At 41.5% G+C, this 20,403-nt stretch carries 21 protein-coding genes; 9 read left to right on the top strand and 12 right to left on the bottom strand.

Features of this window, described 5'->3' with window-relative positions; translation table 11 throughout:
• Positions 1–3: 3 nt before the first annotated feature.
• The 12 genes from NTX44_05730 to NTX44_05675 form a co-directional block, all read right to left on the bottom strand.
• Positions 4–366, bottom strand: coding sequence for a carboxymuconolactone decarboxylase family protein (locus NTX44_05730; GenBank protein ID MCX6121100.1), 363 nt, complete (start codon positions 364–366; stop codon positions 4–6).
• A 49-nt stretch (positions 367–415) separates the two neighbouring features.
• Positions 416–826 (bottom strand): hemerythrin family protein, encoded by a 411-nt coding sequence (locus tag NTX44_05725; protein ID MCX6121099.1) that lies wholly within the window; start codon positions 824–826, stop codon positions 416–418.
• A gap of 15 nt (positions 827–841) precedes the next feature.
• Entirely contained in the window at positions 842–1,249 is a 408-nt protein-coding gene (locus NTX44_05720) for a bacteriohemerythrin (protein MCX6121098.1), read from the bottom strand.
• A gap of 5 nt (positions 1,250–1,254) precedes the next feature.
• Positions 1,255–1,605, bottom strand: a complete 351-nt coding sequence (locus NTX44_05715; GenBank protein MCX6121097.1) for a PAS domain-containing protein — start codon at positions 1,603–1,605, stop codon at positions 1,255–1,257.
• A 10-nt stretch (positions 1,606–1,615) separates the two neighbouring features.
• A complete protein-coding gene (locus NTX44_05710) occupies positions 1,616–2,095 on the bottom strand; it encodes a putative metal-dependent hydrolase (protein ID MCX6121096.1) in 480 nt (159 codons plus the stop codon).
• A 17-nt stretch (positions 2,096–2,112) separates the two neighbouring features.
• Positions 2,113–2,727 carry a hypothetical protein gene (locus tag NTX44_05705; GenBank protein MCX6121095.1) on the bottom strand — a complete coding sequence of 205 codons (615 nt, stop codon included), beginning with the start codon at positions 2,725–2,727 and terminating at the stop codon, positions 2,113–2,115.
• A 251-nt stretch (positions 2,728–2,978) separates the two neighbouring features.
• Positions 2,979–6,428: a T9SS type A sorting domain-containing protein gene (locus NTX44_05700; GenBank protein MCX6121094.1), complete on the bottom strand. Its 3,450-nt coding sequence runs from the start codon at positions 6,426–6,428 to the stop codon at positions 2,979–2,981.
• Between the two features lie 56 nt (positions 6,429–6,484).
• The gene (locus NTX44_05695) at positions 6,485–7,099 is read right to left on the bottom strand and encodes a porin family protein (protein MCX6121093.1); all 615 of its coding nucleotides are present in this window, start codon (positions 7,097–7,099) and stop codon (positions 6,485–6,487) included.
• 765 nt (positions 7,100–7,864) lie between these two features.
• Positions 7,865–8,083 carry a hypothetical protein gene (locus tag NTX44_05690; protein ID MCX6121092.1) on the bottom strand — a complete coding sequence of 73 codons (219 nt, stop codon included), beginning with the start codon at positions 8,081–8,083 and terminating at the stop codon, positions 7,865–7,867.
• A gap of 285 nt (positions 8,084–8,368) precedes the next feature.
• Entirely contained in the window at positions 8,369–8,788 is a 420-nt protein-coding gene (locus NTX44_05685) for a hypothetical protein (GenBank protein MCX6121091.1), read from the bottom strand.
• Between the two features lie 34 nt (positions 8,789–8,822).
• Entirely contained in the window at positions 8,823–10,592 is a 1,770-nt protein-coding gene (locus tag NTX44_05680; GenBank protein ID MCX6121090.1) for a thioredoxin family protein, read from the bottom strand.
• A gap of 81 nt (positions 10,593–10,673) precedes the next feature.
• Complete coding sequence (locus NTX44_05675; GenBank protein ID MCX6121089.1) at positions 10,674–11,162, bottom strand: TlpA disulfide reductase family protein; 489 nt, start codon at positions 11,160–11,162, stop codon at positions 10,674–10,676.
• A gap of 234 nt (positions 11,163–11,396) precedes the next feature.
• Here NTX44_05675 and NTX44_05670 point away from each other — a divergent pair, with 234 nt between their 5' ends.
• The 9 genes from NTX44_05670 (at position 11,397) to NTX44_05630 (ending at position 20,344) form a co-directional block, all read left to right on the top strand.
• Entirely contained in the window at positions 11,397–12,392 is a 996-nt protein-coding gene (locus NTX44_05670; GenBank protein MCX6121088.1) for a hypothetical protein, read from the top strand.
• 88 nt (positions 12,393–12,480) lie between these two features.
• A complete protein-coding gene (locus NTX44_05665; protein MCX6121087.1) occupies positions 12,481–13,950 on the top strand; it encodes a glycosyltransferase family 2 protein in 1,470 nt (489 codons plus the stop codon).
• Entirely contained in the window at positions 13,947–14,471 is a 525-nt protein-coding gene (locus tag NTX44_05660) for a GNAT family N-acetyltransferase (GenBank protein ID MCX6121086.1), read from the top strand. Before NTX44_05665 ends, NTX44_05660 begins: the two co-directional genes overlap by 4 nt.
• Positions 14,472–14,486: 15 nt before the next feature.
• Positions 14,487–15,488: a DUF4922 domain-containing protein gene (locus NTX44_05655; protein MCX6121085.1), complete on the top strand. Its 1,002-nt coding sequence runs from the start codon at positions 14,487–14,489 to the stop codon at positions 15,486–15,488.
• On the top strand, positions 15,485–16,819 hold the full coding sequence (locus NTX44_05650) for a SpoIID/LytB domain-containing protein (GenBank protein ID MCX6121084.1): 1,335 nt from the start codon (positions 15,485–15,487) through the stop codon (positions 16,817–16,819). Before NTX44_05655 ends, NTX44_05650 begins: the two co-directional genes overlap by 4 nt.
• A gap of 99 nt (positions 16,820–16,918) precedes the next feature.
• Positions 16,919–17,296 (top strand): GxxExxY protein, encoded by a 378-nt coding sequence (locus tag NTX44_05645; GenBank protein MCX6121083.1) that lies wholly within the window; start codon positions 16,919–16,921, stop codon positions 17,294–17,296.
• A gap of 17 nt (positions 17,297–17,313) precedes the next feature.
• Entirely contained in the window at positions 17,314–18,591 is a 1,278-nt protein-coding gene (locus NTX44_05640; protein ID MCX6121082.1) for an MFS transporter, read from the top strand.
• A gap of 736 nt (positions 18,592–19,327) precedes the next feature.
• Positions 19,328–19,549 carry a hypothetical protein gene (locus NTX44_05635; protein ID MCX6121081.1) on the top strand — a complete coding sequence of 74 codons (222 nt, stop codon included), beginning with the start codon at positions 19,328–19,330 and terminating at the stop codon, positions 19,547–19,549.
• 375 nt (positions 19,550–19,924) lie between these two features.
• Complete coding sequence (locus NTX44_05630) at positions 19,925–20,344, top strand: hypothetical protein (GenBank protein MCX6121080.1); 420 nt, start codon at positions 19,925–19,927, stop codon at positions 20,342–20,344.
• Positions 20,345–20,403 lie beyond the last annotated feature (59 nt).

Genomic DNA, 20,403 nt, shown 5'->3' with positions numbered 1-20,403 from the left:
ACGTCAAACTTCAATGGGTCTTTGTTCTGCGCGCAAGGTGTCGATGGTCTCCACTGCGTGGCGCAGGTGCGGAATAAAAATACTTCCGCCCACGATAAGCGCAACATTCAATGCGTCGTATAATTCCTCATCGTTCCATCCGGCATCAATACATTGAATGAGATGATAATCGATGCAATCGTTGCATCGAAGAACAGCGGATGCAACCAAACCAAGCAGTTCTTTCGTTTTGGCATCTAATGCAGCACCTTTATATGCGGCACTATCCAGATTAAAAAACCTTTTAATTCCAATATGATCAATGTGAGCGATACGGTCGTTCATGTTTGTACGGTATGTACGGAAATCATCTAGCTTCGTCGCCATTATGCTTCCTTCGTAAGTTATGAAAATTTAATAATTCATGCGAGATCCGCTATTTGATCCTCTCTGTTGTAATGTATGGGATCAGGAGCCGGTCACTGCCCAGAACATGGGAAGAATACCATCCTTTTAAATATCGGAGAAGTTCCAGTCTATTATCATTTGTTCCTTCTTTTACCTTGAGTGACAGCTCTAATGTCTTCATGATGAAACCGACATGCTCAAGTACATGTGTTTTGATATCAGGAAAATTCGACTGCGCAAGATATCGTTCTTCAGTTGCGAAGTGCACATAGGCGTGATGAATCAATGATGAAATCATTTCGGACATCTTGATGGCGTTGTATTCGTCCTGTTGTCCTATGAGTAACGTATTTATGATGTTTAACAAGTTTTGATGCTGAGCATCAAGTTCTTTCACTCCGACACTGTATTCGTCCTGCCATTTTATTGGTGTATACATGTTCAGCTTGTTCTATTATTTGAATCCCTTTGCCTGAAACGGTTTTTCGAGCTCGCGATCGGTACCCAAAATATGTGCGAGGTACCAATCCTTTAAAAAATCAAGTGTCTTGTTCTCGATAGCGGGTTCCTTTTTCTCAATATTCTGCAGTAACTGAGATACGTGTGCAATAAAGAGTTCATGTTCACGCTGATGCTCAGCAAACTTCGGGTACTGCGCTTCTCGCATATACCGTTCCTCGGTGGAAAAGTGTACCTGTGCGTATTCCACAAATTTACTCAGCGTTAAAAAGAAATATTTTCCGTCAGGTTCATACAATCCTGCATTATACAATTTGCTGATGATATCAAATAACCCGCGGTGCTGATTATCGATTTCTTTCACGCCGATGTTGTATGTATCTTTCCATTCTAAGAACGGCATAGTTGTTATCCCTTCTCTTCCATTCGAATAAAATGCGGCATAATAAATGGAATAGGCAGGCTTATTTCAACAAACCCGGAATATTTTTCATTGTCGTACCATGGCGTTTGAAATATAAGTTTCTTCACGCCGCATTTTTCAATCGTATAGGAATTTTGTCGTTGTGTCCTGAGCATTTCTTCTAATTGTGAACGCGCCGGTTCGGGATGGCAATTCAACAAATTTGTGCCGATGAGTTTCTCGCCGCCATCCTCTTGAAACGAATCGATTGCCTTGTCGTTCATTTCGAGAATGATTCCATTGATGTCGCACACGGTGATAGCGGCAGGGAATGATTTAATCCAAGCATGATTCATTGCTATTCCTCTACCATTTCATCTTTTCGCGGAATGAAATTATTTGCTGTACGTGCGTTTCGCCATGCTTGGAATAAATTCTCAGAACATCGTCAAGCGTGACCTTGCCGTTTTCAAGATGAATACCTTCGCGTGCCCAGCTAGGCTCTGGCAGCGAGCGCAAAAATATTAGCCATCGCTCATGCAATCCTTTCACGAGTGTCAACGTCGGCTCAATCGGTCCGTTCTTACAATCAGCAAGCGACGCCCATTGATCTTGATTGTATGGTTTCAGTATTGGTTTTTCTTCAGTAACAATGAGTTTCATCCGCGAGTAGGCATTGATGTTTGCATCTGCAATATGATGCGCAATTTGCCGGCTGGTCCATTTACCTTCTCCTGTTGATGTGTTCAATTGCGTATCACTCAATCCCTGAACAGCGGTTTCTAACTTCAGTGGAAGCTGTTGAATTTTCTGAATCCATTCATTTCGTTCGGATGGTGTAAGCATAATGTACCTCTTATGGTTTATGGTTGAAAGAGTCCTTTATGATTTGCGCCAAGCAACCCGGCTTCATAAGAACGTTTATCAACAACAGAAAGTTGCCGCGCCATTGCTGCAGTAATAATAGTATATTTACGATGATTGTCCAGTTCTAATCCTATCGCATCCATTGCTTTGTCGTTCACAAGCCAGCCGAGTTTATCAAAGCGATTGAGATTGAGAGGAGCTGTATAGCCGACAAGTGTTTTCTGCCCGGCGATATTATAATAAAATTCAAAATACGACATAATCAATTCACGCAATCCGCGGTACACCGGTTCACGGAATCGCAGTCCTGAAAAATTGGATTTTGCGACAGCACCCCAACGATCCTTCCGGCGGAATATAGCAAGAATGTGGTCGTCATCCCGCTCATTCGACAGCATATTGACAAGCAATGGCGGATAACCGATCATGCGCAACGCAGCGGCGGCAAAGACTGCGCCATCGTAACAATGCGCTTTGCGATCCTGCAAGACGCTTCGCGTACACCGGTACCGTTGCTCGTCGCTGTAAGGAAGAGAATCGAGAAACTCCTGAATCTTGAACGGTGTCTTCAGTCTGGTAAAAACCTGTAACTCAGTTTTTGTGAGATTCATTTGTATGCGAACTGTTGATTGTCCATTCGTTGTCTGGTGTATTGCCTCTTCAGAATAAAGTAATTCAGACTTGAATCAAAGGCAAGAGGGAAAGTTAAAATAAACGTTAAAACAATCTATTTACAAGAATGGGAATGAGAAACTATGAATCAGATGGAGTCCACTTTCTCTGTGGACTCCATCTAAACACGAAGTATTACTTTGTCATCAACCACGCTTAAAGCACGAGATTTCTGACGAAACAACTGGCGTTATTTCGTCATCAGCATCTTCATTGTCTTTGTAAATGGCGTCGAACCGTCTGCAGGTTGCACTGTAAGCCGGACGAAGTACAAACCGCTGGAAAGTTTTGAGCCGTCAAAAGTTGCCGAGTAAGAGCCCATTCCCTTCATTTCATCCGCTAATGTCGCAACTTCCCGGCCAAGTAGATCAAAGACCATTAAACTGACTCGGCCTGGTTCCGGTAATTGATAGCTAATGACAGTCGATGGGTTAAAAGGATTGGGATAATTGTTTAATTCATATTTGTCTATTTTTTGAACATCCTCGGACTTTTGTGGATTTGTTTCTTTTCCTAATGATTCATTAATCAAAAATGCGTACATAGAATTCGGATATTGTTCTATTAATTTGTTATATATTTTCTCAGCGTTCGTACTATCATTTTTAAGTGTTTCAAGTATTTTACCTTTGTTATACAATAAACATGCTGCTTCTATGGTATTTGGTATTTCATCCATCACCGTATCACACAGACTGAGTGCGCCATCATAATTTTGATCATCTATGTAAAGCGGAATAGATAACAACTTAATATGAGAATATACTTTTTCATATTTTTTATCTGCAAGAAGATTGCTTAATACTTGTTTTGCCGATTGCTTATCCTGAAGCAGACGGCAGTAACTAATAACTTCTTGCAATGATTGAACTGATGAAACTGAGCCCGGATATTTTTTCATGATATCCTTAAATTGAGAGATAATGCCGGTAAGTTCTTTTTCATATTGTTTGAATTCAATCAGCTTACCATTATTCTCTCCCCTTATTTTATCAAATAATGCCCTATGGCTCTCCATGACCTTTTTATAATCATCTTTCCCTGCATTTTTTTTCTCTTCACTTAATCCTTCCAGAGCGGAGGGTAATTCTTTAATTTTATATGACAATGCGTTGTCCGATGCGGCTGCTTCTTTGTACAGACCGCAGCCACTCCACCAATCCCAATGGATATAACTTCCGCTGACAGTCGATCCTGGATCAGGATTACTAAACCAGCAGCAATGTAAATTAATGTCAGGACTGTTATTACTTACTACATCTAACCGATTAAATAATGGTCCATTAGTACATAGCATGGAATTAAAGACCGACATATTCACCCAGGTTGCGTATATTCCTGCCACAGATCTGTTTTGTATTGGAGAGTAATGCACTTCAACATGAGAATACCCTGGCATTATCCCCACAGAATTTGGCGCTGTCAAATCTACATTTGTCATATTTGAATATGAACCCATATTAGGTTGTATATTTCCCAGAATTTTTAAATTATTTAAATAATTATAATTGTTGCCATAATTTAAAGAAATATTGTTTGCTACCGTCAGATCTGTCATTGTGCAATTTTGAGAACTGTTAAAAGTAACCGGGCCATTTATTGTCGTATTATTTATCCCTGCTCCCGAAATAGTTATCCCGGATTTTGAATTAAGAGAAAAACTCTCATTGTGTGTTCTAGCCTGCAGTTCCACCGTTTGACCGGAAGAAGAGTAATTTACAGCAGATTGTATTGTTGGGAAAAGTCCTATTAATACATTGCTTTGCGTTAAATAAGCACAAATAACCGTTCCACTTTGATCGACTATTGTTCCACCTGTTGAAACAATGATATGAGTTCCGAAATCGATAGTCACGTTCGATGCTATTGTTAATGTAATAGGCCAAGGTACATATACATCACCTGTTAATGTTTTTGCGATATTCCATCTTGTATTTTGTTGAAGAATACCCGAGGCAACGGGCGATTCAAAGATTGCGTAGGAATTCAAATCTGCTACAAGTGTCCGCGGATTTTCTGTGGATTCGTCACTCCATTTCTTAAAATCATTATAAGAGGAAACAGCTTCAACAGTTGTGTAGCCCTGCCCATTATAAGATGTGTAGAGAACATTAATTCCATCTATTTTATATGAGCGATTTACCGATCCCCCACCTTCTAATTGAGCTGGGCTTAATGTAATGTTATATATTAGTGGATCAGCAGCCACAGTCAGGATGCTACTGCCAAGCCAACGTTTTTCAGCTGCATTTGATTGACTGAGAAGTGGTACGTTGGTTTGACCTACTAAATGTGGTCCAATTGGCGGCCACGAAACACCCGACACATTTAAAAAGCTAGGGCGTGAGTTCACATCGTTTGGATAATAATATGAAATATCCGGTAGGAAAAATTCCTCTTCCGAAGCAGATGGAGGACCTCCAAAAAGACCTTCAACCCAGTTTATATAGGTCGCATGGTTTACAGGACTACGTTCACGAATCTCTGCATATATTTCAAGAGCGGTAGCATGACATAGTACACCATCCCCATATTCTGGTGTGAAATGGGCATAATTTTCTTCAAGGTGATTTCCAATAATATTTACATAATTGCTTTCGAATTTATTTGTTGTTCTATGATTCCCTAGTCGGAAATACTTATCGACTCTATTTCTAAAAAAGGTATTATCGTTACCACCTAGTCCATTTACATTATCTGCTCCCAATAGATCAACAATATTTCCCTCGATTAAATTGCCCCCGTTTCCAGATCCGTGGCAAGTAATTCCTGTTTCAATGTAATCGCCATCACCATCTGTTGCATGTCCGTCACGAATAAAATTATATCCTGCAACATTGTTGTATGCACCAAATTGAAATGCAATACTATGTCTCAAGTATCTAAATATGTTATCTTCCACAAGACAATTGTTCGCATCATAGCTAATATTTACTCCATATCCGCGTCCCCCTACACCATAATCATCAGCTTCATGGAAATAGCATCCTTTTATGACGATATTATTTCCACCTGAAATATTCACATGATGTGTTACTGCTTTTACAGCCTCAACACCATAAACCCAACAACTCGTTGAACTAGAGAATGCAATATAGTGTTGATCCATTCCGGCTGGATTATGTACGTAATTATTGTCACGGATTAAACTTAAATTTTCTATACCTACTCCGTTTGCACTATTTATCTGAATCATTGACCCTGCAATATTATAACTATCGAATTTAAACGTTGTAAGGTTTGATCCATAACCATGTAATACGATTCTAATTGTGCTGCCATCTGTCCTTCTAATATTAGTCAAACCATTAAGGAGAATTTGCGAATTGAATCTATAAGTGCCAGGAGGAAATATCAATACCGCTGACGAAAGATTACTATTTCTACAGTGTGTTAATGCATCACTCAACGGTTGAGTGTTATCGGCTACACCATTTCCATTAGCACCAAACATAGTTTTCATATCGAAGTTGTTATCGAAATGCCGGGGAATCGTTCGCTGAGCCGAGCTATATCCTACTGAAGTCCAATTTCCTAATCTATTACTTGGAACTATAAATTGGCCCATGAGTGTATTCGATTCGAATAACAAAATCAATATGGTTACAAGACAAAGTAAGTGAATATTTGTTTTTCCCATGGATACCCCCTCTTGATAGTGTAAGATTGTGTTTAATATTTTAATACGAAACTTTGCTAAAAAACAATTCCAATGTAAATTGATACAGTTCGATTATACACACCTTTTCGTTCGCTGGGATCCAGTGTCCATATTCCAAATTCGTACCGTGCATCAATTGTTAAACAGATTATTTCAAGAGGAATATCTATACCTGTTCCAATCACTAAACCAAGATCTTTATTTGAATAATCATTTTTATTATCTATACTGCTTGAAATTCCTTCACCCTCAATGTTATCGTTTGCACTTAATAGAATTCCAAGCGACGGGCCAATCAACAGGGAAATTCCGTTTATCGGCTGAGGTAGATGAATCTTTACGAGCAACGGAATGTCAAGGTATGCAAGTGTTTTTGTATGAACAACATTGTGCGCTATGCCCGCTACGTAAATAATGTCATCGATTTTAGCCCCTTTTTTACTGTAGAAAATCTCTGGTTGGATTGAGACAGCTTTAAATTGGAACTCGAAAGATCCTCCTATGGCATACTGGGTTATCCAAATTGAATTTCCACTCCACCAAGAAGAGTAATTCAAACCTCCTTTAATACCATAATTAATGTTTAACTGTGCATATCCTATTGTACTAAAAACTGTAAGAATAACGAGGATCTTAAAAATATTTTTCATATAAACTCCAATTTATCACTGTGGCACTCCCAAGCTGGGAGGGGTTACCTGTCCGCCGACGTGAAACGTAAGCGGGGGAGATTAAAAAGCAATGCAACTAAGAACACAACAGAGAGAATAATGTGTTAATACTTCTTCATACAAAGATCTTCGATGTGACGGTTAGTTTGGCGCGGGCAATATATGAACGTATTTTCTTCCTGTCAATCACGCAAACGCGTGATATTTTGTTTTTATTTTCTTCTGCCTGTAATCGCACACATGTCTTCATAGATATAGATTAGATTTAGATTGAATTAAAAAGCATCGATGTTTTAAGTGGTAAACTCCCATTGCCTCACTACCACCAGCGAGATGTTAATGAAAGTTATCCGTTCTGTCAAGGTTTTGTATGTCGTATTTTAACAAGTAGTCTGTCACATTTATCACTACAGAGAATACAGTAATTGTTCTCGAATATTTCTTCTGTTTCTTGGTACGCATTACTTCCCCTGGCTCAAGAACAGCTTTTAGTGCGTCCTCTGTTTAAAACCTCATATCAGTGTGGAACTCCCATGGAGTTCTACTCTATATTGTTAGAGGATTATAAACGTGCAATCCCCGCCTACGTGTAGTTCTTCACTACGGCGGGCAAGCCTACGGGATTTGTAGATTTCAGATTTGAATGAACGACTCCGTAGGAGCCACATGTTTGTAACACGAACCGATAAAAGTGAGAGAACTCCGTCAGGAGCTCAACATTGAGGTAAGGAGAATAAAAATAAGTTAAAATAACCTATTGACCAGAATTGGAATGAGGAAATATGCCCAGCTCATTCCGGCAAACGTGAGGCCGGCAAGAGCAATGACCGCCCAAAATACCATCATCAGCTCGCCGTCTTTTTTCCTGGCATTCTTTACTGCAAAATAGATTGCGAAACAGCCGATAAGCAGAGCAAGTGTAGAGAGAATTCCGAAGATCAATAATAGAATGTTATCAGGCATAGTGGTTATAAAATACGATGATAGCCTTCAGGAGTTTCAAATTGTCGGAATGATGTTTACAGGAGGCATGATAAAATCAATATACCAAAAGCAGACTGTGAATGCAAAAAAGGAACAGGTAAGCTGAGCGGTATAAAAATCCCGAGGTTGACCAAAAGTGTAAAATTAACGGTAGTCGAAACCTTCAGGTTTCGTTTTCAGATAATAAACGAAGACTAAAGTCTTCGACTACCATGTTTTCGGTACTTTTTGGTCAGCCACGGGATCAAAATAATCTACTGAACGTTATTTCTTCTTTCCTATGGGCTTGAAGTCCTTGATCGATTCTACTTTCATCTTATCGCCATCCATCATACCAGCGACTTCCACCTTAAAGTGGTTTTCTTTTTTTGTGGCGTTTAAGTATTTGGCAGCTTTCTTGTTTCCAGCGTCGTCAAACGTATAAAATTTACCACCCGCTACAAGACCGTAACCCTTTGCACTGCAAACTTCATCGAGCGCACAATCTTTTGTGTGTCTCGCAGCTTTGGCATCGGATTTCTTTACGTCATCCATGACCATTCTTTTGCCGCAACTTTGATCGACCAAATACCCGATCATCGAATGAGATTTATTGCGCAATTCTTTCTTGTCCATCTTACCCTGTGCAGACAAAACAACAGTGATGATGATTGTGGCGAGAACAATGATCGATAATTTCTTCATACCAATACCTGTTATTGTAAATGGTTAAAATTTGCTACAGTGCTTGTTTCAGCTTTATCAGGAACTCTTTCGGAGGTATGAATCCAACAATGCGTGAATCAGTCGCTTCTGTTCCGTCAACCTTGATGAATATGACCGTAGGAACGCCGGAGATATTGAATTTCTTCCGCAATACTTCTGCTTCCGGTGAATCAAAATGTGTCAAATCCACTTTTATCCTTTTTATGTCTTTTGTGGCGTGAATAACATCTTCATCTGTCCACGTATTTCGGTCAAGTTCCAAACACGGAATACACCAATCGGCATAGAAATCGAGTACCACGGGCATTCCGTTCTCTTTCGCTTCAAAAAAATCTACATCAGAATAAGTTTCCCATACCATACCTTTATCCCGCATGCTGTTAGCAAATACAAGTCCAGCAAGAACGGCGAATGTACCGAATATCCATTGGATGTTTCTTAGTGTGGGTTTTTCCTTACCCGAATCTTCGATAAATCCAAGATAGATACCTCCAATAACGAGAACCAGCGGGACGACGTAGAGTGCTTCCTTCGGTGCGATCGCGAGTGAGAGATAAAATAATGACGCCCCAATGAGAATAACACCGAAAATGTGCTCCACCCACACTAACCACGAACCTGAGCGCGGAATCTTTTTAAGAAGGCCGGAGAATGTGCCGAGAATTAAATAGGGGAATCCAAGTCCGAGCGCCAATGTGAAGAACGACCAGAAACCAAACGACACGCTTCTTTTCGCTGCGACGAATGTGAGCAATGCAATCACCGGCGGACCAACACACGGCGCGGCAAAGACGCCTACGACGAGTCCCGATAAATAAATTGCAATGAATCCGCTGCCTGTTGTTCCGCCCAATTTGCTTGTCAGCCAAAACGGCATTTGTATTTGATACAAACCGAACGAACTGAGTGCAAGAGCAAACAATAATGCCGAGATACCGCCAAGCACCCACGGACTTTGGAGCCAGCTTCCAAATAATCCGCCGCCAAGCGCCGCCATAACTCCAAGTACGCTGTACATTGTGGCGATACCGAGAACATAAATAAGAGCTTTGATGAAAACGCGCAATAGTTTTGTTTCTGTTTGTGAACCAAAGAGAGAGACGGTGACAGACAGCATCGGATAGACACACGGCGTAAGATTCAGTGCAAGACCTATGAGAAAAATAGCGAAGAAAGTCAACAACGAGCCTTTTGCTTCGAACATTGCTGCGATATCATTTTTTGTTTCAGCATAAACAGATTCTGACGGTTTGTAATTGGCAAAGATGTCTTGATGCAGAAGTGCTACCGTTTCATCGGCTCCAACAATCTGTACGGGGATTATGACATCGATGGTCGAAGGAGCTAAACATATTTGATTATTACACGCTTGAGCAATGACACTTCCTCTTACTGTATCGGTACCAGGTTGCAGTTTATCGGAAATTCTTAGAGAGGCAAAGATCGTGGTCGTTCCTTCGTAGACGTCGATCGGCTGCTCGGCGAAAGAGAGTGAAACAAGTTTGCCTTTTGGATACTGCACGTCAGCAAGTATGATGCCTTCCTTCGATTGAAGCTCGAAGGTTGTACCAATCAGATAGTCAAACGTCGGGGTGTGTGAATTGATATGCCACTCATTATTGATGTTCAATTGCAGAGCAATCTGCAGAGTACCGCCAGCTTGCATTTTGTCTGCTGAGAGGATCACACTTTCATGTACTTGCTGTGCTGTTGACAATGGTTGAGCGACGAGTGCCGGGGCAAGAGAGAGAATTGCAATAAGTATGTAAAGAAAATGTTTCATAACTGTTTTTGCCTGTCGTCCGGATGTATGGAATTGACAGTTCTGCATTTCAGGTAACAATGCGAATCCGCCAAGATAATGTTATTTCAGCAACACTTTCATTTTCTGCTCCAGCATGGTTTTTGTCAGCATACCTACTTGATGATCAACAATATTTCCTTTCTTATCTACAATGAACGTTGTCGGAATTCCTTCAATGCCGCCGTACTCCTGCACAACCTGGGCGTTCCCCAGCACAATAGAATAATTTATTTTATTTTTCTCTATAAATGGTTGTACTACTGACCAGCCATCTTCATCGAGTGCAATGCCGATAATTTCTAATCCCTTTGATTTATATGCATCATATACTTTTATAAAATCTGGAATCTCGGCCCGGCATGGCGGACACCACGTTGCCCAGAAATTCACAATTACAACTTTCCCTTTCATTTTGGCAAGTTCGACAATTTTACCATCATAGGACTTGAGTGAAAAATTTGGAGCTTTCTGTGGTCGGATGGATTGCGCATTGTTGACAGGAACTAAGAACAATATGAGAAGTAACGTGAAAATTATGCTGCGTTTCATAAATACCTTTCTTGAGTTTTCGATCTATCTGTTCTGTTTACTTTTGAACCAATGAACGAAGAAAATCGTTTCATTTCTCATACCTTCTTATTGAAAATAGGAATATTTCGATTGAATTGATAATACGGAATCATTCAAGAATGGCAAGTACTTCAATATTGTTCCATGATCACTTGTCACTTTTCATTCCCATAGTTGCTTTTATGCTAATTATCGCCAATATTTTTCTCACGTATGAATAAATCTCTTTATGTTATCGGTATCGAGGGCGGCGGAACAAAAACCACCGCTGTGCTTTGTGCATTAGACGGGATTATGCTTTCTGAAGCACAGGGCGGTCCGACAAACTTCCACATCGTTGGCATTGAGAAAACCGCCAGCACACTTCTCGATCTTATTCAAACATGCTGTCATTCTGTTGGATGCAGCGAAGCGCAAATCGGTGCAATAGTAGCGGGACTAGCGGGAGCTGGCCGCGTTCCTGATCAGCAGCGCATCATGGATAAAGTATTGGAAGTTGCGCGCATGAGGAGTTGTCATCTCGAAAAAGTCTCAATTGAAAGCGACGCTCGGATCGCACTGGAAGGTGCATTCAGTGGAAAGCCCGGTATTGTTGTCATTGCCGGAACCGGTTCAATAGTGTTTGGAAAAGATGAACGTGATAAAGTGTATCGCGCCGGCGGATGGGGAAGATTCATTGGCGATGAAGGAAGCGGCTATGCGATTGGACGAGAAGCATTTCGCGCTGTAGCAAAACTGCTCGATGGCTACGGTGAAAAAACAAAACTCGTGAAATTATTTGATGAGAAATTCGGACTTGGGACTCAAGAGGCTATTATCGACGCTATCTATGAAGAGAAATATGATTTCGCTTCTGTTGTGCCGCTCGTGATGGAAGCGGTATCGAAAGGTGATCCGGCTGCAAAGAAAATTCTTATTCGTGCTTGTTCTGATCTGATTGAAGTGATTGATGCAGTTCTGATGAAGATGAATAAAGGGAGGAAGGGTGTACCAAAACGCCCGCTGGCATTTGTCGGCAGTTTGCTGATGAATGATAATTTTTACTCACGTAAAATCCGTTCAGCAATCAAGCGAGAAGTACCGCTTGTTTCTCTTCATAACGCCGAATCATCTCCGGTCGTTGGCGCTGCTCTCATGGCGATTCGTCTGTATCATGAATCGCTCAATAGTGAAAACAATTCAACAATAGAGGACTTAACGAACCACTGAAATCCATAATGTGAAGAACCTCTGTATCACTCTTGTTCACCGCGTTATTAATAAGCGTTAAAAATAATCGATAAAATCGGAATATAAGATGCTCACTATTATTCTCCAATATTCTCCATCTCCACACTTCGAGACAGCAATCAACCGTTTCATCGATTCAACGCTTATTGAAAAGATCTTCATTATCCATAGCGGCGATTATGCCGGCATGCATCTGAAATGCGAAGCCGTAAAGACGGATTCGTTTACATCAGGCAAGATGCTCAACCAGGTTCTTACAAAAATCAAAACGAAATATTTTCTTTTTATTTTGAACGTCCAAAATGTCAAGATACATCAATTCGATTTGGAACGAATGATTGACATTACCGAACACACCGGTGCCGGCATGACGTACGCAGACTATTACGACGAGAAGAACGGGAATCGCTTCGAGCATCCATTAAACGAATATCAACTCGGCAGTATTCGCGATACTTTTGATTTCGGGCATGTTCTCGTTTTCTCCACCAATGCCGTCAAGAAAGCACTGAAGCGTTATGGAAAACTCGAAGATGTCGAGAATGCTGGACTCTATGATCTTCGCTTGAAGGTATCCATCGATCATCAACTTTTCCATATACAGGAATATCTTTACTCGAAAACAAAATCTGATCTACGCAGAACAGGCGAAAAATTATTTGATTACGTCAATCCTTCCGGATATCAAATCCAAAAAGAAATGGAATTGGTTGCCACCAAGCATCTAAAACGCATCGACGCATTTCTCAAACCTAAATTTGAGAAGGTACCAAAGTACGATATTCGTTTTCCAGTAGAGGCAAGCGTTGTCATTCCGGTCCGGAATCGCTTAAATACAATTGCCGAAGCTGTGAAAAGCGTTCTGGAGCAGAAGACAAAATTTTCATTTAACTGCATTGTCGTTGACAATTATTCTACCGACGGCACGACACAGCTGCTTCAACATATTGCAGAAAAAAATCCGCTGGTGAGACATCAAATTCCCCCCCGGACAGACCTGGGTATTGGCGGTTGCTGGAATGAAGCCATTTACTCCGCCAGCTGCGGGCGGTATGTCATTCAACTTGATTCCGATGATATCTATTCCAGACCGGATACGCTTCAGAAAATTGTCGATGAGTTCCATCACAGTAACTATGCGATGGTGATTGGTTCGTACAAATTAGTGAACATAAAATTAGAGGAACTTCCGCCAGGTATCATCGATCATAAAGAATGGACGCCGGCAAACGGAAGGAATAATGCGCTCCGCGTCAACGGGCTTGGTGCACCGCGTGCTTTTAACACGGCGTTGTTGCGGGAGATTGGTGGAATGCCCAATGTGAGTTATGGCGAAGATTATGCAATCGCGCTTCGACTATCGCATCACTATCAAATCGGAAGAATCTATGAGCCGCTGTATCTCTGCCGGCGCTGGGAAGGCAACACAGATGCTGCACTTTCTGTTGAGACAGCAAACCGGAATGATCATTTTAAAGATAAGCTTCGCACGATCGAAATTCTTTCTCGCCAACACTACAATGGGAAGATGAAGTGAGCACAAAAATTCGTCCTTGGCATCAAGACGATCTTGAAGTCGTGCGGTACCTTCTCTGGGAAACGTGGAAGGAATCATATTCGAGTTTTATTCCCGTTGATGATTTATTGGTGTATTTCAATGAGAATTACACATCAAAAAAACTCGCAGAGCAGTATAACGACGCTAAAGTAAACAGCTTTGTTGCTGAATATGATGATGTTATTGCCGGTTATGAAAAGACATATTACAATGAGAAAGAAAATCGGCTCTATGTACACCAGTTGTATGTTCTTTCCGTATATCAAAATCTCGGACTTGGCAGGAAGTTAATGAGATCGGCGGCAAAACGCGCTCAATCATTAGGACTTGATAAAGTTTGGGTTGGTGTGATGGCCAAAAATGAATCGGCGATTGAGTGGTATAAAAAAATGGGATATGAAATTGTGGAGAATGAGCCATTTACGATGGGTAAAACCACAGTTGACCATTTCATCGGATTCGTTCCGGTCGGAAGAATTCTGACCGGAGATAATCGATAGAAGGGAAATTCTTCCTTGGCAAAGGCAGATGGCGGCGCCTCGAAAATTCTCTCCAGTTTTCATTCTGCAAACGCGAACGCCACGTTACCAAACTTGTGTTCGGAACTCTTTACGCAGCAGCAATCGGCCTGGCAACAGATGGCAGAAGGGTATGCCTCACTGGAGTTTGTTCGTGTTCGCGAGATTATCTGCACCAGGTTTGCAGTACTTGTGCAATTCAATCCGAAACGTATCGTAAGCACAGGAGCGAATATTGATCCGGCATCTATTAATAAACGCAAATGCTTCCTCTGTCGTGAGAATCTTCCAGAGGAACAACAAGGAATTCTCTATCGCAACGATTACCTTATTCTGTGTAACCCTGTTCCAATTTTTCCTAGACATTTTACCATCTCAAGCATGCGTCACACACCGCAAGACTTCAAATCTTCTGTTGATGCGATGCTCGATCTTGCAAGGGATCTTAGTCCTCACTTTACGATATTTTATAATGGACCAGAATGCGGCGCGTCAGCCCCGGATCATTTGCATTTTCAAGCAAGTCCGCGTCTTGCCATTCCTGTTGAGCGCGACGCAGTGAATGTTCAAAGGCGTAAAAGGTTTTATTATAAAGATCATGTTGCAGGATCCACTTTAATGCATTACGGCAGAATGGTTCTGATTATAGAATCGACTGACAAGAATCAACTCCTCGCTTTTATCCACACATTGTTTGTCGAATGGAAGAACCTTCTTCACATTACCAAAGAGCCGATGGTGAATATTTTTTGTTCGTATCAAGAAAATATTTGGCGATTCATCATCTTCCCGCGCCAAAAGCATCGGCCGGACATATATTTCAAAGAAACCGTTGATCGTGTGCTCATCAGTCCAGCTGCTGTTGATATGGGTGGATTGATCGTCACACCGTTGGAAAAGGATTTCTTGCATATAGATGCAAAATTGATAGAAGATATTTTTGCCGAGGTAAGCGAGAAACAGGAAATTGTCGATAACATCCTGGAGAGAATGATTTGATTTCCTCCGAACCGATTATCTCCGTCGGCCTCATCGAGAACGCGAAGGAAGTGCGCGGCAGCTTCCATGGATACTATGAATTACCCACCTCCATAAAATTGCAAGGTTCATTTCGGATTACGAATGAAAGTAGACGTCTGGTGCTGTATGACAATGAAGATGTAGAAGTTCTTCGCTCTGAAGAACTTACCTGCCGTTCGTTGAGTGGTGCAACGTTCACGTTAAACGACGTCACTATCGGCCTCAATTTTCACTGGGAACGAATAGAAAAACAAACCTTTGAAGGCGACCTTAAGATTCGATTGAATGCCGATGGTACATTTTCTGTCATCAATATCATTGAAGTCGAAATTTACCTCAAGAGTGTCATTGCATCAGAAATGAGCGCCGATGCGCCATTCGAATTGCTGAAGGCACATGCAATTACGTCGCGAAGTTGGCTTGTAGCGATGCTAGAGCGTCAGCAAAAGTTTAGGGGAGTCAGCGTTGATAAGCAGCAATCGTTTGAGACGGCAGATGAAATTATCCGCTGGTACGACCGCGAAGATCACGTATTCTTCGATGTCTGCGCCGATGATCACTGCCAGCGTTATCAGGGAATAACAAAAATTATTTCGAAATCTGTGACAGAGGCGATTGAAGCAACGCGAGGTACATTCCTTGTTGCCGGTCATGAAGTCTGTGATTCTCGTTTTTCGAAAGCTTGCGGCGGAAGAACAGAGTTATTTGAAAATTGTTGGGAAGAGACGCCGATTTCATATCTCCAATCTGTTTCCGATTCTTCTATGGATTATCCGCCACTGTTGGATGAAGCTCATGCTGAACGCTGGTTCACCTCTTCACCCGATGTCTATTGCAATACGACAAATGGAAAGATGTTACAGCACGTACTGCCGTCATTTGATCAAGAGACGACAGATTTCTTTCGATGGAAAGTTGAATATTCGCGTGAACAAATTGAAGAAATTCTATCCACAAAATCAGGAATCGACTTTGGGACAGTCATGGACTTCATTCCTATAAAACGCGGCCCGTCCGGGCGCATCGTTCAATTAAAGATTGTCGGATCGAATCGAACAATGATCGTGGGGAAGGAATTGGAAATTCGTCGCTGGTTGTCGAAGTCGCATTTGTATTCGAGCGCATTCATTGTGCAAATTGAACGAGATGCGAATGGACTGCCGATCAAATACGTATTTTCTGGAGCCGGATGGGGTCACGGTGTCGGTCTCTGTCAAATCGGTGCAGCGGTGATGGCATCGAAAGGATTCACTGCAGAAGAAATAGTGAAACATTATTTTGTTGGAGTAAGTTTAAAGAAACTCTATTGATTAGCTGAAAAAAATAAACCACAGAAGACACAGAGATTCGCAGAGAATATACTCTGTGTTACTCTGCGTTCTTTGTGGTTAAAAATCAAGGGAGGGAATATGGTCTATAATGAACTAACGCATAAAGTAATTGGATGTGCAATGAAGGTGCATTCCACACTTGGTCCGGGATTATTGGAATCTGCATATGAAGAGTGTCTTGCATACGAATTATCGAAATCCGGAATAGTGCTCGAGCGACAGAAACCGATGCCGCTTGTGTATGATGGAGTCAAGCTTGATTGCGGATATAGAATGGATATTCTTGTGGAGAGTAAATTAGTGCTTGAACTTAAAGCAGTAGACATGTTGAATGATATTCATCTTGCTCAAATATTGACTTATCTCAAACTGTCAGGTTGTGAATTAGGATTGCTGATCAATTTTAACGTTGTAAAATTAAAAGATGGGCTTCGAAGAGTAATCAACAGTAATTAAATTATCGAACATTAAAGATGATCAATGAAAAACATAGAAATCCCTGGGCATGGGTTCCATCGCTTTACTTCGCGGAAGGAATTCCATATGTCGTTGTGATGACGGTATCGGTGATCATGTATAAGAAGCTTGGTATCTCTAACGCTGACATCGCACTTTACACAAGCTGGCTTTATTTACCCTGGGCGATTAAACCGTTGTGGAGTCCGTTCGTTGATATGTTTTTGACGAAACGACTTTGGGTTGTTACGACACAGCTGCTCATTTCCATTGTACTCGTCGGTGTTGCGTTCACTATTTCAATGTCTTCATTCCTCGTCCTGACACTTACTCTCTTTGCACTGATGGCGTTCAGTTCTGCTACGCATGATATTGCCGCTGATGGATTTTATATGCTGGGATTGAACGAGCCGCAGCAAGCGGCATTTGTCGGTATTCGCAGCACGTTTTACCGTATTGCAATGATTGCCGGACAAGGTGCCTTAGTTGTATTGGCAGGAACATTGGAACCGCGCATTGGAATTTCACAGGCGTGGTCGGTTACCTTTTTGGTGATTGCTGCTCTGTTCGCAGTGCTCTGTTTGTATCACCGATTTATTCTTCCATATCCTGCATCAGACAGATCAACTTTGGAAGATCAATCGAAAGGAATGTTACATGAATTTATTCACACTTTCTTTATTTTCTTCAGACGAAAAGATATTTGGGTAATCCTTTTGTTCTTGCTCTTTTTTCGTTTTGCAGAAGCACAACTGATGAAACTTGTTTCGCCGTTTTTACTTGATCCGCATGATAAGGGCGGACTCGGATTGACAACGAGTGAAGTCGGAATTGTGTACGGCACCGTCGGCATTATTGCGCTGACTGTCGGAGGATTACTCGGCGGATATGCAATTTCAAAAAAAGGCCTTCGATGGTGGCTTTGGCCGATGGTGATTATCATGCACACACCAGATTTGATGTTCGTCTATCTCTCGCATTTCCAGCCGACAAATTTGTTGATCATCAATATCGCAGTGGCAATGGAACAATTTGGATATGGGTTCGGATTCACTGCTTATGCAATGTATATGATTTACATTTCGCAAGGCGAACATAAGACGGCGCATTTTGCAATCTGCACCGGTATTATGGCACTTGGAATGATGCTGCCGGGAATGATAAGCGGAAAAATTCAAGAACTCATCGGATATCAGCATTTCTTTATATGGGTAATGCTATCAACGATTCCGGGATTTATTGTCGCTGCATTGGTGAAAATCGATCCGGGATTTGGAAGGAAAATATCGGAGTAGAACTCAACTCGTAGTGGGACAACAGAAAAATCCATCTGTAGAGTCCCTGCCTGCGGCAGGCAGGCGATCACCAGATCGGACAACTTATAGGCAATAGATAATGTCCCTGCCGGCAGGCTCGCCTAAGCACGAAGTGCGTCGGCGAGCAGGCAGTCGGTGACTGGACTTTACACGTGTTCTCGATAACTCCCTGAGATCAAAGAAGCCGAAAGAAGATGGTAGAGTCCGACTCGTAGTCGGACAACGTTGAAGTGACAATACAAAATAGTCCAGTCAGGTGACTGGACTTTACACGTTGTCTCGATAACTCCTAGAGCCAAAGAAACCGAAAGAAGATGGTAGAGTCCGATTCGTAGTCGGACAACGTTGAGGTGACAATACAAAAATAGTCCAGTCAGGGGACTGGACTCTACTCTTTATATCAACGGCAAAAAATTTTTATAGAGACGTTCAATTGAACGTCTCTACGTGGAAATTAAAATTTCAATTGTACCGAAAAACCATAGTCAGCACCTTGCACACCGGGAGTAATAGATATGTTCTCTTTTACCACACAATGCATCCACGGAATTGACTTTTGTTGGAATTCAATTTATCTGCTTTGTTTTAAGGTTATTCCGAATCATTACATTTAATTTGTAAAACCGTATTAAATCTATGAACGAGATGCTCGAAACGCAAGAATATATTTGGCAGTGTCTCAGTTTAGTGCGGTCAAGCGGGAAGGATTAAGAATTTGAATCGTGCAATACACGATAACATTCTCAGGCCTCCGGCTGTCCTGATCAATACCGTAAAAAATGGTAGAGTCCGACTTGCAGTCGGACAATATAGAAGCCCGGTTACGAACTGCCTGTCCGACGCAGGTGGGGACTTACCATCGTTACATTTGAAACTTCACGTGTATACTTTTTTGGGAGTTGCACAGATCAGTGGAGTCCGCCACTATATTGGATAAAACCCAATGGTTGTCCATCTGCGAGATGGTCTCTACGCAAACTCGCCTCCTGGGAGTGATATTCGCCCTTAACGAAGAGATCTTGTAATTCTTGCTCATCCTTTTCCCAGACACGATTCCTTCATGACAGCGAAAACGTTAAAAGTCTACGATTCACCGCGTTTCTACGTTCTATGAAGTATATTTCTTTCTCCCAAAAAGGATTAACTACTTTTTCATCCTTTAGGACTATTCCCGGTTAATGAACTTATTCATAAGATTTTAAGAGAGAATTAATGATCTATAAATGGCGGGGTAGGACAACCTTCCGACCTCGTTTGAGAAGAAAGAAACGTAAACCATAAATTACATAAACCCATCAATGAGAGGATTAGTATGAAAAACAAAATATTCGCCTTCACTGTCATAGGATGTATGGCAGGAATTTTTATAGCAGGCTGTGAAAAAAAATCAGAACAGAAAGCTGAGGAAGCCAAGCAAGAGCTGAAGCAGGCGAAAGCCGATTACGCCGCAGAGTGGCAAAATTTTAAGGCCGAGTCTGAAGCACAAATCAAGGTCAATGAAGACAAGATTGATGCATACAAAGAAAAGATGGAGAAGGCCGGTCACAAGGCTAAAGCAAATTACAAAAAAGCAGTGGCGGAGTTAAAGGAAAAAAATCACGCCCTCAAAGAGAAGTTAGATAAATATGAAGACCAGGGAGAAAGCAAGTGGCAGGAGTTCAAGACGAACTTCAATCATGATTTGAATACAGTTGGAGAAACAATATCGGATTTGTTTAAAGATAAAGATTAGCAGCAAAGGCAATATTTTTCGATTGACAGGAGAATGACCCGAAGCCGGGTTGTTCTCTT

The organism is Ignavibacteriales bacterium (assembly GCA_026390575.1).
GTDB lineage: Bacteria > Bacteroidota > Ignavibacteria > UBA10030 > UBA10030 > Fen-1298.
The sequence above is the reverse complement of the archived record's forward strand: the minus strand, read 5'-3'. Positions and strand labels throughout refer to the sequence as shown.

What these genes read in the sequence shown, in the direction of transcription:
- NTX44_05730 (MCX6121100.1), bottom strand. Translation starts at nt 366, where the DNA reads ATGGCGACGAAGCTAGATGATTTCCGTACATACCGTACAAACATGAAC.
- NTX44_05725 (MCX6121099.1), bottom strand. Translation starts at nt 826, where the DNA reads ATGTATACACCAATAAAATGGCAGGACGAATACAGTGTCGGAGTGAAA.
- NTX44_05720 (MCX6121098.1), bottom strand. Translation starts at nt 1,249, where the DNA reads ATGCCGTTCTTAGAATGGAAAGATACATACAACATCGGCGTGAAAGAA.
- NTX44_05715 (MCX6121097.1), bottom strand. Translation starts at nt 1,605, where the DNA reads ATGAATCATGCTTGGATTAAATCATTCCCTGCCGCTATCACCGTGTGC.
- NTX44_05710 (MCX6121096.1), bottom strand. Translation starts at nt 2,095, where the DNA reads ATGCTTACACCATCCGAACGAAATGAATGGATTCAGAAAATTCAACAG.
- NTX44_05705 (MCX6121095.1), bottom strand. Translation starts at nt 2,727, where the DNA reads ATGAATCTCACAAAAACTGAGTTACAGGTTTTTACCAGACTGAAGACA.
- NTX44_05700 (MCX6121094.1), bottom strand. Translation starts at nt 6,428, where the DNA reads ATGGGAAAAACAAATATTCACTTACTTTGTCTTGTAACCATATTGATT.
- NTX44_05695 (MCX6121093.1), bottom strand. Translation starts at nt 7,099, where the DNA reads ATGAAAAATATTTTTAAGATCCTCGTTATTCTTACAGTTTTTAGTACA.
- NTX44_05690 (MCX6121092.1), bottom strand. Translation starts at nt 8,083, where the DNA reads ATGCCTGATAACATTCTATTATTGATCTTCGGAATTCTCTCTACACTT.
- NTX44_05685 (MCX6121091.1), bottom strand. Translation starts at nt 8,788, where the DNA reads ATGAAGAAATTATCGATCATTGTTCTCGCCACAATCATCATCACTGTT.
- NTX44_05680 (MCX6121090.1), bottom strand. Translation starts at nt 10,592, where the DNA reads ATGAAACATTTTCTTTACATACTTATTGCAATTCTCTCTCTTGCCCCG.
- NTX44_05675 (MCX6121089.1), bottom strand. Translation starts at nt 11,162, where the DNA reads ATGAAACGCAGCATAATTTTCACGTTACTTCTCATATTGTTCTTAGTT.
- NTX44_05670 (MCX6121088.1), top strand. Translation starts at nt 11,397, where the DNA reads ATGAATAAATCTCTTTATGTTATCGGTATCGAGGGCGGCGGAACAAAA.
- NTX44_05665 (MCX6121087.1), top strand. Translation starts at nt 12,481, where the DNA reads ATGCTCACTATTATTCTCCAATATTCTCCATCTCCACACTTCGAGACA.
- NTX44_05645 (MCX6121083.1), top strand. Translation starts at nt 16,919, where the DNA reads ATGGTCTATAATGAACTAACGCATAAAGTAATTGGATGTGCAATGAAG.
- NTX44_05640 (MCX6121082.1), top strand. Translation starts at nt 17,314, where the DNA reads ATGATCAATGAAAAACATAGAAATCCCTGGGCATGGGTTCCATCGCTT.
- NTX44_05630 (MCX6121080.1), top strand. Translation starts at nt 19,925, where the DNA reads ATGAAAAACAAAATATTCGCCTTCACTGTCATAGGATGTATGGCAGGA.